Source organism: Halolamina salina (assembly GCF_054653455.1).
This window is the reverse complement of record NZ_BAAIGE010000002.1, coordinates 2621608-2636681: the sequence shown is the minus strand read 5'-3', so window position 1 is coordinate 2636681 and position 15074 is coordinate 2621608. Positions and strand designations below refer to the sequence as shown.

15 protein-coding genes and 1 tRNA gene are annotated in these 15074 nt (G+C 67.8%); 8 read left to right on the top strand and 8 right to left on the bottom strand.

Going from position 1 to position 15074, the window contains the following annotated elements; translation table 11 throughout:
* The first annotated feature begins 56 nt into the window (after positions 1-56).
* The 4 genes from ACYQZ5_RS14045 (at position 57) to ACYQZ5_RS14030 (ending at position 4343) form a co-directional block, all read left to right on the top strand.
* Positions 57-3068 carry a zinc metalloprotease gene (locus tag ACYQZ5_RS14045; RefSeq protein ID WP_379730431.1) on the top strand — a complete coding sequence of 1004 codons (3012 nt, stop codon included), beginning with the start codon at positions 57-59 and terminating at the stop codon, positions 3066-3068.
* Positions 3069-3071: 3 nt separating this feature from the next.
* The gene (locus ACYQZ5_RS14040; RefSeq protein ID WP_379730432.1) at positions 3072-3401 is read left to right on the top strand and encodes a hypothetical protein; all 330 of its coding nucleotides are present in this window, start codon (positions 3072-3074) and stop codon (positions 3399-3401) included.
* On the top strand, positions 3398-3670 hold the full coding sequence (locus ACYQZ5_RS14035) for a hypothetical protein (RefSeq protein WP_379730433.1): 273 nt from the start codon (positions 3398-3400) through the stop codon (positions 3668-3670). Before ACYQZ5_RS14040 ends, ACYQZ5_RS14035 begins: the two co-directional genes overlap by 4 nt.
* Positions 3671-3935: 265 nt before the next feature.
* A complete protein-coding gene (locus tag ACYQZ5_RS14030) occupies positions 3936-4343 on the top strand; it encodes a hypothetical protein (protein ID WP_379730434.1) in 408 nt (135 codons plus the stop codon).
* Positions 4344-4601: 258 nt separating this feature from the next.
* Here ACYQZ5_RS14030 and ACYQZ5_RS14025 read toward each other — a convergent pair whose 3' ends face one another.
* From ACYQZ5_RS14025 to cmk, 7 genes are all read right to left on the bottom strand, one after another.
* Positions 4602-6215, bottom strand: coding sequence for a DUF7845 domain-containing protein (locus ACYQZ5_RS14025; RefSeq protein ID WP_379730435.1), 1614 nt, complete (start codon positions 6213-6215; stop codon positions 4602-4604).
* Positions 6212-6469: a hypothetical protein gene (locus ACYQZ5_RS14020; protein ID WP_379730436.1), complete on the bottom strand. Its 258-nt coding sequence runs from the start codon at positions 6467-6469 to the stop codon at positions 6212-6214. Before ACYQZ5_RS14020 ends, ACYQZ5_RS14025 begins: the two co-directional genes overlap by 4 nt.
* A 325-nt stretch (positions 6470-6794) precedes the next feature.
* Positions 6795-6865 (bottom strand) — tRNA-Pro (locus ACYQZ5_RS14015).
* 64 nt (positions 6866-6929) lie between these two features.
* Entirely contained in the window at positions 6930-8000 is a 1071-nt protein-coding gene (locus tag ACYQZ5_RS14010) for a succinylglutamate desuccinylase/aspartoacylase family protein (protein ID WP_379818783.1), read from the bottom strand.
* A gap of 65 nt (positions 8001-8065) precedes the next feature.
* The gene (locus tag ACYQZ5_RS14005) at positions 8066-8203 is read right to left on the bottom strand and encodes a hypothetical protein (RefSeq protein WP_379732990.1); all 138 of its coding nucleotides are present in this window, start codon (positions 8201-8203) and stop codon (positions 8066-8068) included.
* A gap of 41 nt (positions 8204-8244) precedes the next feature.
* A complete protein-coding gene (locus ACYQZ5_RS14000; protein WP_459846570.1) occupies positions 8245-9141 on the bottom strand; it encodes an RNA-guided pseudouridylation complex pseudouridine synthase subunit Cbf5 in 897 nt (298 codons plus the stop codon).
* Between the two features lie 2 nt (positions 9142-9143).
* Entirely contained in the window at positions 9144-9722 is a 579-nt protein-coding gene (gene cmk, locus ACYQZ5_RS13995; protein WP_379732921.1) for a (d)CMP kinase, read from the bottom strand.
* A 110-nt stretch (positions 9723-9832) separates the two neighbouring features.
* On the opposite strand from cmk, the gene ACYQZ5_RS13990 reads away from it, so the two are divergent.
* From ACYQZ5_RS13990 to ACYQZ5_RS13975, 4 genes are all read left to right on the top strand, one after another.
* On the top strand, positions 9833-10546 hold the full coding sequence (locus ACYQZ5_RS13990) for a class I SAM-dependent methyltransferase (protein ID WP_459846568.1): 714 nt from the start codon (positions 9833-9835) through the stop codon (positions 10544-10546).
* A gap of 124 nt (positions 10547-10670) precedes the next feature.
* Positions 10671-11909 carry a molybdopterin molybdotransferase MoeA gene (locus ACYQZ5_RS13985; protein WP_459846565.1) on the top strand — a complete coding sequence of 413 codons (1239 nt, stop codon included), beginning with the start codon at positions 10671-10673 and terminating at the stop codon, positions 11907-11909.
* Positions 11906-13798 carry a molybdopterin biosynthesis protein gene (locus ACYQZ5_RS13980; RefSeq protein WP_459846563.1) on the top strand — a complete coding sequence of 631 codons (1893 nt, stop codon included), beginning with the start codon at positions 11906-11908 and terminating at the stop codon, positions 13796-13798. The genes ACYQZ5_RS13985 and ACYQZ5_RS13980 overlap by 4 nt, the downstream gene beginning before the upstream one ends.
* A complete protein-coding gene (locus ACYQZ5_RS13975) occupies positions 13798-14415 on the top strand; it encodes an SGNH/GDSL hydrolase family protein (protein WP_379733059.1) in 618 nt (205 codons plus the stop codon). The genes ACYQZ5_RS13980 and ACYQZ5_RS13975 overlap by 1 nt, the downstream gene beginning before the upstream one ends.
* Here the strand turns inward: ACYQZ5_RS13975 and ACYQZ5_RS13970 are convergent.
* On the bottom strand, positions 14412-15065 hold the full coding sequence (locus ACYQZ5_RS13970; protein ID WP_459846560.1) for an HAD family hydrolase: 654 nt from the start codon (positions 15063-15065) through the stop codon (positions 14412-14414). The two genes, ACYQZ5_RS13975 and ACYQZ5_RS13970, sit on opposite strands and share 4 nt — an antisense overlap.
* Positions 15066-15074 lie beyond the last annotated feature (9 nt).

The window sequence follows — 15074 nt, the reverse complement described above, 5'->3', positions numbered from 1 at the left end:
GAGCACCCCCCGGGGGTGGGGTTCAGCGGCACCTCAGCACACACTGGAGGAGAAACATGACGAGAATCCGAGAACGAACTTTCGCGACGTTCATCGCGTCGCTGTTGGTGGTGTCGATGTTCGGCGCGGCGGTCGTGCCGGCGCCCGTGAGCGCTGCGGACGGACCCGAGGGCATGGTCGCGCTCGGGAGCGGGCAGATAAGCGAGGACGTGCCCGAGGGCGCGGATCTGCCCATCCGCGCGAGCGACCTCGAGGGTGCAGTTTACGCGAGCGAGCACGCGGGATCGCTCGAGGTCGTGCTCACGACGCCCGAGCGGGCGGACGAGCACTTGGGGCCGAACGCGAGCGTGGTCGCGAACGACGAGGTCGCGATCGTGCTGCGCGACGACGAGGTCCACGAGGGCCGCGACGTTGCGGTCGGTCTCGACGTGCTTGAGAAGGGCGTCGGGTTCGTCCCGAAGGTCGCGTACGGGACGCATGAGAGCGGCGAGGAGTGGCGCTCACCGATCGAGCGCGAGGGCACAGTCGGCGTGTTCCACGTCCCGGAGTTCTCGTCGAACAGCGTGACGTTCACCGGCGGGATCAAGCTGGACGGCGACGCCGCCGGCAACGGGACGCAGTACCAGTACGAACTGAGCTCGCTGGACGGCGTCGACGACTTCTCGATAAATGTGACGGGCGTGACTAACAGCGAGTGGGATAACGTTTCCGCGAATACACTATCAGACGGCGACACAGCAACGCTCGACATCAGCGGCAACCTCGATCCGACTGGCCCGGCCAGCGGCAGCCCGGAAGTGACATTCAAACCGGCCGAGGCTCCGGTTTATAACCCGCTCAACGGCGAAGGAGACGGCAATACCGACGCGAGCCGGTATGTGATCGGCGACGACGGCACCGGGAACGGTATCAAGGCCGGGATTATGATCCAACCGGATCAAAACGTGAATGTCAGCGAGTTGCGGCCGTACATTGGCGCTACTGACGGATCGGGGTATTCCGCATCTGTCGACATTTACATCAGCCAAGGGACGCCCGATTCGACATGGGCGGAGGGAACTCTCGTCAAAAGCGGGTGGGAACCCTCGTGGTCGTCGGGCCGTCAATCGGTGCCTCTCGACTCAAATATCGAGCTTACTGCCGGCACGAACTACACGGTTGAGTTCGTGACTACCAACTCCGACAGCGACGGAGCTAACGATCACCTCCAGCTCGCATTTGACTGGGACGGCTCAACGTCCTCGACGTATACCCGAAGCGTCGGAACCACCGCTCTCGATGGCTACTGGGCCGATATCCAGTTAGTACAGAATGAGGTGACTGATCCCGGACTCGACATCGACGGCGACGGATCGCTTGAAGCGTCTTACTCGGGGACGCTATCGGGGAGCGAGAGCGTGACACGCACGTTATCGAGCCTCTCGGTCAGCAACGACACGGTGACGGTATCGGCGACGAGCGGTGCCGTGGATATTGAGGTTGACCTGAAAGAGCGAACCCAGACGGAAGACCCCGGTGTGATAGTTAACGGCTACGAGACCACCCACGACGGTGTCCTCGACAAGAACGAGACGATCTCGCTCGCGACGAACGAGGCGTGGCTCCGCGAGGGGACGAACAACGTCACGGTCACGACGAATAGCTCCGCCGGCGGGCCTGAGTCCCTCGTCGGCTTCGAGTACAGCCACGACGCCGCGGGGACGACGAAGAGCGTCAGCGTGGAAGCGACGAGCTGGACCGAGTCGTTCAACGTCTCGCACACGTTCCCGAGCGCGGTGGCCGACGCCGAGTCGACGCTGACGTTCAACGAGCATGTCGTCGAGATCAACGCGGTGGAGGTCCGACGCAACGGCGGTTCGTGGAACGAGACGAACGACTACACGCTGAACGGTACCGATCTGACCGTCCAACTCGGCGACGTGGCCGCGGATTCGGAGATCGACATCCGAGCGACGGGCTACAAGGTCGGCGTCCGGAACGGCGCGATCGACGTGCTCGAGCCGACCGTCGACGGCGACAAACTCGACACGAAGATCGAGATCGAGAATCGTAGCGAGAACTTCGCACTCGATCTCTCCGGGATGGATCGCGTTCACTACGCCGCTGAAGAGACGTGGACGGGCGACAGCGCCTACGTCACGGTTGACTCCGGCGGCGATCAGCTCCTCCACTTCGCGGACGCGAACGAGGGGAGCACTGCGCGCGTCCGCACGATCCCGCTCGAGGTCGAGCCGGTCGACGGCGAGATCGCGGTCCACGTCGAGAACCCGGAGGCGCCGCGCTTCCGGTTCTCCGACGAGGGAGTCGCGGGATCGTCCTCCGTCGACGTGACCTACCACGACACGACCGCGGGGAACCGCTACGTCCTCTGGTCGGTGACGCAGTCCCGCGAGATCGACGCCGATCGCGCGGAGAGTCCGGTCCAGTTCTCGACGGGGCTCACGTCCGCACAAACGTTCGAGATCCGGCAGCGTGACCGCTCTGACTCCGTCGGCGGCGTGGTGCCGCAACAGCAGTCGCCAGGTTCGTCGGCGCCGCTGGTGCTGGTCGTGCCGGCGGTCGGGATCTCGGTCGCGGGCCTGTTCTGGGCCGGGCGCCGGTTCGGTGGTGCGTCGGGCATCCGGGGCAACGCTCTGCTCCTCGTCGGTTCGACGATCGTCGCCGTCGCCGCGCTCGAACTCGTCTCGCCGGGGACGATCTCCTCGATCTGGCGGGCGACCGTGTTCGCACTCGGCGACGCAGCAGCGAGCGGCGTCGGCGCGGTGATCGCGGCGATCGCCGTGTTCTTCGGGCTCTGGCAGATCAACGCCCGGACGAGCGCCGACGTGCCGTGGTGGGTGACGATCCCGACCGTCGGGATCGCGTCGATCATGGCGCTCGAAGCGATCCGGCCGGGCTCGGTCCTCGGCGCGCTTCAGGGTGTGCTCGCCGAGGTCGGCGGGCTGGTCGTGCTGATCGTGCTGGGGATCGTCGCGTACGTGATCTATCAGCGCCAGAAGACCCAGCAGGCCGAGGCATCGACGCCGGACACGCAGGTCGAACTGGACCTCGGAGAGGGGGAGAACTGAGCCATGTCGGCGGTGCTCGACGTGCTCCGGATGCTCGGCGTTCAGGGCGGCGCGCTGGCGTCCGTGGCGTGCCTGATGGTCGTGTTCTACCTCTTCCGGGCCAAGAGCGCCGGCGCGCGTATGGCGTCGCTGGGCGCGGCTGTGGTCGCGTACACAGCGGCAACGCTGGTCGCGATCGCGGCAGCACTAGCGTTCGGCTGGATCGACCCGAACCCGGGCGTGATCACCGAGCATCTGGGCAACGCGTTTCGAGTCCTCGTCGAACAGGGCAGCGGGCCGGGTCGGCGGTTCGTCCGCTGGGCCGTCGACGCGCTCGCGGGTGGCAGCGCATGAGCCTCGATCGCGTCAAGGGCGCGGTGACGCTCGTGTTCGCGTTCACGTTCTTCGGATGGGCGCTCTTGCACAGCGTTCTCGGCTGGTGTACGCGCTGGGGCTGCGGCCGGAGCCCGATCGGTATGTGGGTCGCGTCGCTGGGGAGCTGGGGAGAGTTGCTCGTCACCGGCGTCGAGGAGATCCGCATCGTGCTCGCCGTGGTCGCGATCTCGGCCGTCGTGATCAGCGTGGTCAAGGCAAAGGTGGGCGCTCTCGCGGACCGTTTCTAACCCCCCTTCGTTTCATCTGCTTCAACTGGAGATTTCTGCGTGCGGTGGGGGGCGGTGCGGTGTATTTTGCTGTCCCTGTCCCGTTAGGGACTCAACCAGGTAGGGGATTCATTGTCTAGGCGGCAAGGAAGCCTGCATGCCCGCCAGTCGAGAGGTTACATTTCGGAAAAGGTCCGACGCTAGTGAGGATATGCTATCGATGAGTGTTTCTGGCGACCTCGAGCGTCGTCGGTCTGTCTATTTCACAGATCAGAATCCAGAGTTTGTGATCGAGGCAACGAATATCTCGGATGCTTCCATCGGTGGTAGAGTGATTGCCCGGGTAGAGTTCGATGAATCAGACGATGACTACGGGGAAGAGCACGCAAGCATTAACCTCGGATTGGAGCCAGGCGAGAGCACAACTGGGACTCTGAACCCGGATATGATTTCACACCGAGGCCATGCTGCGGTAAGGATTGACACTGCGGTGGTCCACGAGTCAGATGGCGACTACGATTACGAAACAAGGAATAGATCAGGCAATAGACGAGCTAGGGCCTATACATTCATGGTGTACGACAGAGATTACTATAGAGTAAACTACCTTCTCCCAAGATACGCACAGTATCTGGCTGCCTTCCTCTCGGTACTGATTGTTGGTGTCGGAGTCATACAGATCATAGGAACCTGAAGGAGCCACAACCTCCGCTTCCCGTGCATCAACTGGAGATGCTGAGCGGTGCGGGGGTATTTTTCTGGATGTCCCTTTTAGGGACACTCCCTAAGGGGATCCTCGCACCGAGTGCGAGAGGACCGCGCTGTCGCGGCGGGTCAAGCGTATCGATCGGGACGATCGAGAGCGCTCCAAGGACGAATATGCCGCTGGGACGCGGAGTTACTTATAAAGAACAGAACCGTTGGATAGTGATGCCTCTCGTCAGTCGCGGCGCTACCAGGTGATCTTCGAGCCCACGCGCCGGGAGTTCGGACCGTGGAGTACGTCGGGAGCCTCGTAGCGGAGCTGGGCGAACTCGGATACGTCTCGACCGGCCGAGGTCCACGCCTCACGCCCTTCGCGAAGAATGTCGTCGACGTACGGAGCGTCGAGACTCTTCATCTCGGAGAGCACCATGTCGAAGCGTAGAACGCCGCCGTCGTCGCCGTCACCGTCGTCCCTGACAAAGCGAGCGCCGTACTTGTCCATCCACTTCGAGAACGCGCTGTCGGCGGCACTCCGTGTCTCCAGACGCGCGAGCTTCGCCACGCGGTTCCCCGCGTTCACGACGTGCTCCTCGAGCCGGTCGACGACGGAAGCGATCTCCTGGCGTAGCTTCTCGCTCTGGAGTTGAATCAGCCCGTTGTCGTTCTCGATCACGTCATCGCCCAGCTGAGCGAGTGCACGGTAGATCTGGCTGATGGAGTACCCGGTCTCGTCGGCTACCTGCTGAACGGGCTGGCCGCCGTCCGTCGCTAGTCGCTCCAGGACAGACTGGGAGGACGGCATCAGATCGTTCAGCGTACGAGCGACCAAGAGCTCCTGTTCGGCCTCGAGTTCGGGTGTTGGGTCAGAGATGATCGCGATATCCCGTTCCGATTCGGATATCCCGAAGTGGTCGTCTTCGACGAACACGGTCTCGTCCGGTTGGATCGGGATGCCCGACCACTCCAGAACGTTGTGAACTGTCTCCTCAAGTTCCCGGAGTAGGTCGTCGCGATCCCCCCATCGGACCGAGTCGTGGTCGTTCAGGGACTTGTGAAACGCCACCCCGAACTTCGGTGAGGAGAGCGCGTCGTCGCTGCTCTCCTCTTCGCGGATGTGCTTCGGGTGGTAACACTTCAGACGCTTCCCCAGACGGTTCCCGGGAATCATTTCGTGGCTGGCGGAGGGGCCAACCTCGAAGGCGTGCCGCTTCGCGACGCCATCCTCATTGTTCCCCGAGTACGCCCACGTCGTGTTGTCTCGGGTGTTCATCAGGTGCATCAATCGGTAGAACGCGCCGTCCGAGCGCGTGAGCTTCCGGCTGTACTCCCGCATCAGTCGGACGTAGAGTTCGCAGGTGACGATGCTACTGTCGTCGCGGATGTTTCTGAAATAGGAACGGCTGAAGTCACTCCCAACTGCATCGGCGAGAGCTTGGACCGACTGGGCGAGGAGGTACTGGTACTCCTCGAGGCCGAGGTTACTGCCCTGGACGTGAACGTCGACACCGTCACCACCGCACCACGGGATGTTGGCTTCCTCACCGTCTGAGGCTTTCTCCATCCCGTCGAAACGCGGGGAGATGTTGTAGTCGGCGCCCGCTTCATCGGGGCCGTCGGCGTGGAGGTTCAGCTCCCAGAGGCGTCCGTCGATCGGATCCTCGGGTCGTGCTGCGATCCCGCTCTCGGAGTAGTAGATCTTGATCACCCAGGTACGGCCGCCGATCTCGGTTTGCGTCTCGATCTTCCCGTCACCGGCCAGCACGAGCTGGCAGAGCGCGTGATAGGGAGAGAGACCGTTCTCGGTGAACCACCAGAACATGTCCGCTTCGTGATTCGCGGGCGCTTGTCGAGGCTGGCTCACACCGACCCACCCCGATCATCGTCCAGCAGGTCGTGACGAACGTCGACGACGTTCCAGAACGTCGCAGTCTGACACTCGTGGCAGACGTGTCGAAACGTCCCGGTCTTAATCTCATCGGGATCCTCGGCATCGAGTTCGTCGAGCGTGACCCGCTTCGTCGTCTTCCGATCGCGACCGCTCGAGGAGCAGCCGATACAGATGGCGTCGACGGGGATGCCGACTTCACCGGCCTTTGGGCCTAAGGCTTCGGTCAAGCCGACTCACCTCCGGAGACCGACTCCGAATCGGGCCGGTAGTAGTGCCCGCCTCCGGAGGATCCGATCGTGAGATCGTCCGGACGGTGTGGGCAGCCGATCAGGTGCCCGTACTCGGTGCCGTCGGACGGGCTACGGGTGCAACGCGCTTTGCAGGTCCCGCACCGGAACTCGGAGTCCTTCTCGGTTCCGAGCGTGCCCGTGTGCGGATTCACGCGGACCACCTTGTACAGACTGAGCGCTGGTTAGACCAACGGCTCAGAGACTGAAGGATGGATAGAGAGCCCTGAGCGGTCGAATTGTCCCGACTCAGGAGGATGTGGTATGGGACCGCCGAGATTCGAACTCAGGTCCTACCGACCCCATCGGCAGAGGATACCACTACCCTACGGTCCCGCACGTAGAGACAGCGCCGTCCGGCAGTTAAGCACTTCGCTTCGTTTCCTCCACACCGAGAGCCCTACTCGGCGTCCCGCGGCGCCACCAGCGCGCCGTCGTCGCGGGCCGCCATGCTGAGCACCGCGTCCCCCTCGTAGGCCGCCAACCCCTCCTTGCGGCCGAGCACGTAGCCGTCGTGCTCCGCCTCGATCGTGTCCAGTCGTTCGCCGGCCGCGCTCACCACGTCCGCGACGACCTCGCCCGCCTCGACGGCGTCGCCCGCCTCGACGCGGTGGCGCAGGAGGCCGGCCGTCTCGGTCCGCGGGCCGCGGAACCGCCGGACGGGGAACTCGACCGGCGACTCGAACGCCCCGGGTTCCTCGACCGCGTCCGGCCACTCCCGGAGCATCCCGAGTTCGTCCATCACGCCGTAGGCGGCGGCGACGCCCGCCGCCCGGGCCGCCTCGGTGACGACGCTGTGGCCGCCGAGTTCGGTCGTGAACGCCGGGATGCCGGCGGCGTTGCAGACCGCGCCGGCCGTCGATCGCTGGAGTCCCTTGTCGACGTACTCCTCGGCGGGGTACTCCGTCAGCACCGGCAGCCCCGTCGCCTCGACCAGCGCCTCCAGTTCGTCCGCCAGCGCCTCCGCCTCCGATTCGGTCCGGCGCTCGCCGTACAGCACGCGGTCCCGGATCACGAACGGGTGGGAGTTCACGCCCGCGGTGTGGTTGTCGATCAGCGCGTCCGCGGAGTCGACGATCGTGTCGTAGAGGCGCTCGTCGATCCGCTCCTGCACCTCCGGGGGCGTCGAGGAGTCGCTCTCGGGGTCGGGGAACTTCCGGTTCGGGTCGTCGTCGCCGTAGTAAGAGGTCCGGACGTTCCGACGCAGCCCCGCGGGGTTGACCACCGGGACGGCGACGACCGCACCCGAAATTCGCTGGGGGAGGTCCTCGCGCATGACGTCCTGCGTGACCGCGACGCCGGTGGCCTCGTCGCCGTGGACGCCGCCGGTGATCCACAGCGTCGGCCCCGCTTCTGCCCCGTTCGCGACGATCACGGGCAGTCGCTCGGGGATTCCCGTCGGGAGGTCGGTGAGTTCGAGGTGGCCGCGTGCCAGTTCGCCGGGCGCCGCGCTCGCGGTGCCGATGTCCATGCCCGGAGTCCGGCGGCCGCGAGCAAGAAGCTACGCCCCGGGTCGGCGTTTGCCGGGACCCTCCGTCAGAACAGGCTCAGCACGAACTCGACCACGTCGAGGAACCCGTGGAACAGCCGTCGATGGAGGCTCCGGTCGTCGTCATCGTCTGCCGGGAGGCCGTCGTCCGCCTCGGCCGAGGGACCGTCGGTGTCGTCACCCATCGTCGCCGGACGGTGTGCGAGAGCCGGCAAAAAGTCGTCGCCTACACCAGCACCCGCTCCAGCGAGACGACCTCGCCCGATTCGCTACCCGGATCGCCGACCAGCTTTCCGAGACAGACCGCGCTGCCGTCGGGCGTGTAGCACGCGAGCAGGTCGTCGTCGCCGGGGTCGAGGGCGGCCGCGGCGTCGTCGGTCTCGAGGACGCCCGGCGCGTACACGGGCGCGCCGTCGGCCACTTCCACGGCCGCGCTTCGGGCGATCGTCACCGCGGGCAGGTGCTCCATCGCGCGCTCGGCGGGAGAGACCACCTCCCGGAGGAACTGTTCGTAATCGTCCTCGCGCGCCCACGCGAGCCCGTCCGCGAGATCGTGGAGCGTCCGGAGGTCGGTGTCGTCGAACGGCCCGGTCGCGGTGCGGCGGAGGTCACCCATGTGTCCGCCGGTGCCGAGCGCCAGCCCGAGGTCGTGACAGAGCTTCCGGATGTACGTCCCGCTCTCACAGCGGATCCGGAGAAGCGCCTGTCGGTCCTGCAGCTCCAGCAGGTCGAGGTCGTAGATCTCCCGGGAGCGAAGCCGGCGGGCGACCGCGCTCTTTCGCGGCGGCTTCTGGTAGATCTCGGTTTCGAACTCCGCGAGCGTCGACTCGAGGTCCGTCGGCGGGAGTCCGTGGAGTTCGAGGACGGCGATGTACTCCTTCCCGCCTTCGAGGAAGACGGGCGCGAGCCGGGTCGCGTCGCCGAGCATCGTCGGCAGACAGCCCGTCACTTTCGGGTCGAGCGTCCCCGCGTGGGCCGCGCGGTCGACGCCCGCGAGGTCGCGGACCCACGCCGCCACCTGGTGGGCCGAGGGGCCGGCGGGCTTGTCGAGGTTGACGACGCCGAAGGAGAGCAGCGCCTCGACGGAGCGCTCGCCGGGCGGGTCGCGGAGCGGGTCAGTCACGGTCAGAAGTCGTAGCGAATGCCCTCGACGGGCTGTTTCCCCTCGTCCTGTTCGGGGTCGTAGCGCTCGACGGCGGCGGTGAGCATGTCGGGGACGACCGTCTCGCCCCAGCGCGCGGTGTTGATCGCGGCGTCGTAGATCGAGAGGTCGTGGATGTCGATGTCGTAGAGGTCGGCGTAGCGCTTGGCCTCGCTCTGCTCGCGGCGCTCGGTCGTCGCGCGGGCCTCCGGAACGGTCTTGTCCTCGCGGTCGGCGATTCGCTCGGCGCGCACGTCGAGCGGGGCGTCCAGCCAGAACCGCAGATCCGCGTGTTCGGCGGCGAGCCAGCCCGCGAGCCGGGACTCGAGCAACACGTCGTCGCGGGAGGCGGCGATGGTTCGGAGCCGTCGGTCGAGATCCTTGTCGATCTGTTCCTCCTCCTCGGCGAGCTCGTTGAACTCGACGGGCGTGTACCCCCGCTCGTCGGCGAGCTGGCGGAAGATGTCGCCGCCGGAGATGTACTCCAGATCGAAGCGCTCGGCGAGGATCTCGGCGTTCGTGCTCTTCCCGCTGCCCGGCGGGCCGGAGACGGTGAGTAACATAGCGCTACTCGCACGTAGAGGGGCAAAATCGTTGCCGTTCGCGCTCGTCGCCGTGGGAAGCGGTGACGCTCGCCCGCCAGCGCTTTCAGCCGCCGCGTCGACCGTCGGGTATGGAGGTTCCCGACTCCGTCTCGACTGCCCTCGCCGACCGCGATATCGCCGGGAAGCGCTGCCTCGAAGCCGGCGCGGGCGTCGGCAACGCCACCGCCGGACTGCTCGACGCCGGCGCCGAGCACGTCTACGCGGTGACCGACCGCGCGGACCACGCCGACGGCGTCCGCGAACGGTTCGCCGACGACGACCGCGTGGAACTGATCGAGGCCGACCTCCGGGAGATCCCGCTCCCGGACGACGCCGTCGAGGTGATCACCTGCCACGCGCTGTTCAACGTCCTTCCGAACGACGCCGCGGCACCGATCGCCGCCGAACTCACCCGCGTCGCCGCGCCGGGCGCGACGCTGGTCGTCGACGACTACGACCCGATGCCGCCCGAATCCCCGGTCCGGCAACTGTTCGCCGTCGAGAACGCGGCGGCCGAACTCGCGAGCGCCCGCGCGGCGCTGACGTTCTACCCGGCCGACGGCCTGCGGCGCCTGTTCGGCGGGCACGGCTGGACGCACGACCGCACGCGGTCGATCCTCGAACCGGTGCCGTGGAGTGAGAGCCACCTCACGGCCCACACCGCGGAGGTCCGCGGACACGCCGAGTCGCTGCCCGACGCGCTCGGCCAGCAGCTAATCACCGAGGCCGAACAGTTGGCGAAGGCGACGGGCAGCAGCGACGAGGGACGGATGTACAGCGTCGCGATGGAACTGCCGGAATAGTCGCGACGTTGGCGTGTGACCGACCACGGCATGGCTCCAAGCGCGGGCACGGAGGCCCGCGCCGCTCGCTCGCCGCGGTCCGTGGTTACCCCCCTTTTTCACCACGGAGACCCACCCTCCGACAATGAGTACCGACCGGAAGCAGTCCGGCTTCAAGCAGCGAACTCGGGTCGACGACGCGCTCGCGGCGCTACGAGACGCCGTCGACCCCCACGGCCGCGCGGAGGAGGTCCCGTTGGCCGAGGCCGACGGGCGCACGCTCGCGGCGACGATGGCCGCGCCCGCGAGCGTCCCCTCGGCGCCGGAGGCGGCGATGGACGGCTACGCGGTCCGGGCCGGCGACACGTTCGGCGCCTCCGACCGATCGCCAGAAGTCCTGCGCGCCGTCGACGAGGAACCGACCGAGGGCACCGTCGGCCCCGGCGAAGCCATCCGGGTCCACACCGGGAGCGCGCTTCCCGAGGGCGCCGACGCCGTGGTGATGATCGAACAGGTCGAGCCAATCGCCGACGAGGTCGAGGTGTTCGACGCCGTCGCCGAGGGGGAGAACGTCGCCGCCGCCGGCGAGGACGTGGAGGAAGGTCAGCACCTCTACGACCCCGGCCACGTCCTGCGACCCTCCGACCTCGGCCTGCTGAAGTCCGTCGGCGTCACCGAGGTCCCAGTCTTCGAGAAGCCCGAGGTGACGGTGATCCCGACCGGCGACGAACTCGTCCAAGCCGACCCCGGCCCGGGCGAGACGATCGAGACGAACGGGCTCACCGTCGCGCGGTTCGTCGAGCGCTGGGGCGGCAACGTCACCGAACTCGATCCGGTCAAGGACGACGAAGCGGCGCTAAAAGAGGCGATCCACTCGGGACTCGACGGCGAACTCGTCGTCACCTCCGGAGGCTCCTCCGTCGGCGAGCGCGACCTGCTCCCCGAGGTGCTCGAGGACCTCGGCGATATCGTCGTCCACGGCGTCGCGCTCAAACCCGGCCACCCGTTCGGCTTCGCGGTCTGTGAGGGAACGCCCGTGCTGATGCTGCCGGGCTACCCCGTCGCGACGATCGTCAACGCCGTGCAGTTCCTGCGGCCCGCGATCAAGCGCGCGATGGACGCCCCGCTGCCGCCCCATCCGACGACCGAGGCGCGGCTGGAGCGGAAGATCGCCAGCGAGCCCGGCGTACGGACGTTCGCACGCGTCCGGCTGGAGGAGCGCCCGGGCGAGCCGCTGCCGGCCGCCGTCCCGACCCGGGTGTCCGGATCGGGGGTGCTGTCGAGCGTCGCGCTCGCGGACGGCTGGGTCGTCGTCGACGAGGCCGCGGAGGGGATCGACGCCGGCGAAACCGTCGCGGTGCAGAACTGGGAGGCCCGCCAATGAGCGACCGCAAGGAGTTCCGCGACCTCACCGAGCCGGCGAAGGCCCACGAGGCTATCGCGTCGCTGGCGATCGAGCCCGAGCCAGAGACCGTCCCGCTCGCCGAGGCCAGAGGGCGAATCCTCGCCGAGCGCGTCGACGCCGATCTCGACGTGCCGGGGTTCGATCGGGCGTCGATGGACGGCTACGCGGTGCGGGCGAGCGACACGTTCGGCGCCGACGAGGCCGACCCCGCGACGCTCGATCTGGTCGGCACGGTCCACGCCGGCAGCGAGCCGGCCGTGTCCGTCGACGACGGCGAGGCCGTCGAAATCTCGACTGGCGCGGTGCTGCCAGACGGCGCCGACGCGGTGGTGATGGTCGAGCGGACCGACGAAATCGGGACGGAAGCCGTCGAGATCCGCACCTCGGTCGCGCCCGGGGACAACGTGATGCCCGCCGGGGCGGACATCGCCGCCGGCCAGCGTGCGCTCGGACCCGGAACCGAACTGACGCCCCGCGAGATCGGCCTGCTCTCGGCGCTCGGGCGGGACGAGATCGAGGTCCGCGGAAAGCCGACCGTGGGGATCGTCTCGACCGGCGACGAACTGGTCCGGCCCGGCGAGTCGCTAAACAGCGACGCCGGCCAGATCTACGACGTGAACAGCTACACGATCGCCGCCGGCGTCGAGGAGGCCGGCGGGGGGGCCGAGCTCTACCCCCACGCCGGCGACGACATGGACGCGATGGAGGACGCGCTGACGACCGCCGCCGAGGAGTGCGATCTGGTGCTCTCCTCGGGGTCGACTTCCGCCTCCGCGGTCGACGTGATCTACCGCGTGATCGAGGAGCGGGGCGACCTCCTGCTCCACGGCGTCTCCGTGAAGCCGGGGAAGCCGATGCTCGTCGGGCGACTCGAAGACAGCGCCTACGTGGGGCTGCCGGGGTACCCCGTCTCGGCGCTCACCATCTTCCGGACGTTCGTCGCGCCCGCGATCCGGCGGGCCGCCGGCCTCCCCGAGCCCAGAACGGCGACCGTCGACGGAACGCTCGCCGCGGAAGAGCGCTACAGCGAGGGCCGAACCCGGCTGATGCCGGTCGGGCTGGTCGAGAACGAAGCCGGCGAGACGCTGGTCTACCCCGTCGACAAGGGGTCGGGCGCGACGACCAGCCTCGTCGAGGCCGACGGCGTCGTCGAGGTCGACGCCGACACCGAGTACCTCGCCGCGGGTGAGGACGTGACGGTGACGCTGTTCTCCCCGAACGTGCGTACCCCCGCGGTGCTCGCGTTCGGCGAGGACGACCCCGCGTTCTCCCGGCTGCTCGACCGGCTGGGATCGAGCCGGTTCCTCCCAGTCGGCTCCCGCGAGGGGCTGCGACGCCTGCGCGACGGGCTGCCCGACGCCGCCGTCGTCGCCGGGCCGATCCGCCGGGAGGTGGAGTCGGTCGAACTCGGCGCGTGGGAGCGCGAGTGGGGACTGATCGTCCCCGAGGGCAACCCCGACGGGGTCGAGGGGTTCGGAACGCTGGTCGACGGCGACCTGCGGTTCGTCAACCTCGACACGGCGACGGGCCTGCGGGCCAGCGCCGACGCCGAACTGGAGCGGCTCGCGGCCGCGCGGGACGCCGATGCCGCGGATCTCCAGTCGGCCATCGACGGCTACGGCTTCACGCTCAAGGCCCACGAGAGCCCCGCACGGCGCGTGCTCGCCGGGAAAGCCGACGCCGGACTCGGCCTCCGCGCGACCGCCGAGAAGCTCGGGCTGGGGTTCGTCCCGGTCGACAGTCAGACCGTCCGGGTCCGGGCCAACCCCGAGCGCGTCGAGAAACAGGGCGTTCGGGACCTCGAAGCCGTACTGTCGGGGGTCGACGAAGTGCTCGCCGAGCTGCCCGGGTTCGAGCCCGCGAACTGATGGCGGGGACCGACGAGGAGCGAGCGCGGATCCTCGCGCTCGGCGACTCCTACACGGTCGGCACGGGCGTCGATGCAGAGGAGCGCTGGCTGTCGAAGTTCGTCGATCGACTCCGGGAGGACGGCGAATCGGCCGCCGATCCAGTGGTGATCGCCGAGAACGGCTGGACAACGGACGACCTGGACGAGGAGATAACCGAACGCGATCCCGACGGCCCGTTCGACCTCGTGACGCTGCTGATCGGCGCGAACAACTGCTTCCAGGGCGAGTCCCCCGAGACGTTCGAGCCGAAGTTCCGGGCGATGCTCGACCGGGCGCTGGGGTTCGCGCCGGACCCGGACTCGGTTGTCGTAATCACGGTCCCGGACTACACGCTCACGCCGGTGGGGGAAGACAACGACCCCGACGAGCACGCGAAGCGACTGGTGCGGTACAACGAGATCGTCCGGGAGGCGGCGCGTGCGGAGGGAACGCGACTGGTCGACGTGGTGCCGCCGTCGAAGCGCGTGGCCGAGGACGGGTCGCTCGTCGCGGACGACGACCTCCACCCCGCACCTGCTCAGCACGACCTGTGGCTGGAGCGGATCTACCCGGTCGCCGCGGCGGCGCTCGATTAGTTCCCGAGGACGCGCTCGTCCAGTTCGGTGAAGCGCTCCACGCGGTGGTCCGCGAGCACGCACTGGCCGCGGCGTTCGGGACCGTGGCGCTCGACGTGGACGGCGTCGAGGCCGGCGTTCCACGCGGCGCCGACGTCGCTTGGGCCGTCGCCGGCCAGCACGCCCGCGCCGTCGGCGTGGTCCACGCCGAGTCGGTTCATCGTGTGGTGGACCGGCTCGGGGTCGGGCTTCCAGCCCAGATCGTCCGAACAGGTGACGAACGCGTCGAAGCGCGAGCGCAGGTCGAGGTGGTCGACGACCTCGTTCGCGAGAAACGGCGCGCAGTGGGTGACGACGCCGACCGGGACGCCCGCGGCGTCGAGTTCGTCGAGCAGCGCCGCGGCGTCGTCGTGGACGTACGTCGCCTCCGCGCGGGCGCCGGGGTCCTCGGCCTCGTGCAGCGCGGGCCAGAACGTCCCCGGGTCCAGCCCCATCGACTGGAGCTTCTCGCTCCGGGGGCCGCCGAGGCCGTGCCAGAGGGTCTCGATCTCGCTGTCGGTGAACTCCCGGCCCAGCCGGTCGCCGACCGCCTCGAACACGTCGTGGCGGTAGTCGGGCTCCACGTCGACGATCGTCCCGTCGAGGTCGAGGAGCCAGAAGTCGTACGCCATGGGGAGAGG

Coding starts and splice junctions, on each gene's coding strand:
- ACYQZ5_RS14045 (WP_379730431.1), top strand. CDS start 57: ATGACGAGAATCCGAGAACGAACTTTCGCGACGTTCATCGCGTCGCTG.
- ACYQZ5_RS14040 (WP_379730432.1), top strand. CDS start 3,072: ATGTCGGCGGTGCTCGACGTGCTCCGGATGCTCGGCGTTCAGGGCGGC.
- ACYQZ5_RS14035 (WP_379730433.1), top strand. CDS start 3,398: ATGAGCCTCGATCGCGTCAAGGGCGCGGTGACGCTCGTGTTCGCGTTC.
- ACYQZ5_RS14010 (WP_379818783.1), bottom strand. CDS start 8,000: ATGGACATCGGCACCGCGAGCGCGGCGCCCGGCGAACTGGCACGCGGC.
- ACYQZ5_RS14005 (WP_379732990.1), bottom strand. CDS start 8,203: ATGGGTGACGACACCGACGGTCCCTCGGCCGAGGCGGACGACGGCCTC.
- cmk (WP_379732921.1), bottom strand. CDS start 9,722: ATGTTACTCACCGTCTCCGGCCCGCCGGGCAGCGGGAAGAGCACGAAC.
- ACYQZ5_RS13990 (WP_459846568.1), top strand. CDS start 9,833: ATGGAGGTTCCCGACTCCGTCTCGACTGCCCTCGCCGACCGCGATATC.
- ACYQZ5_RS13985 (WP_459846565.1), top strand. CDS start 10,671: ATGAGTACCGACCGGAAGCAGTCCGGCTTCAAGCAGCGAACTCGGGTC.
- ACYQZ5_RS13980 (WP_459846563.1), top strand. CDS start 11,906: ATGAGCGACCGCAAGGAGTTCCGCGACCTCACCGAGCCGGCGAAGGCC.
- ACYQZ5_RS13975 (WP_379733059.1), top strand. CDS start 13,798: ATGGCGGGGACCGACGAGGAGCGAGCGCGGATCCTCGCGCTCGGCGAC.
- ACYQZ5_RS13970 (WP_459846560.1), bottom strand. CDS start 15,065: ATGGCGTACGACTTCTGGCTCCTCGACCTCGACGGGACGATCGTCGAC.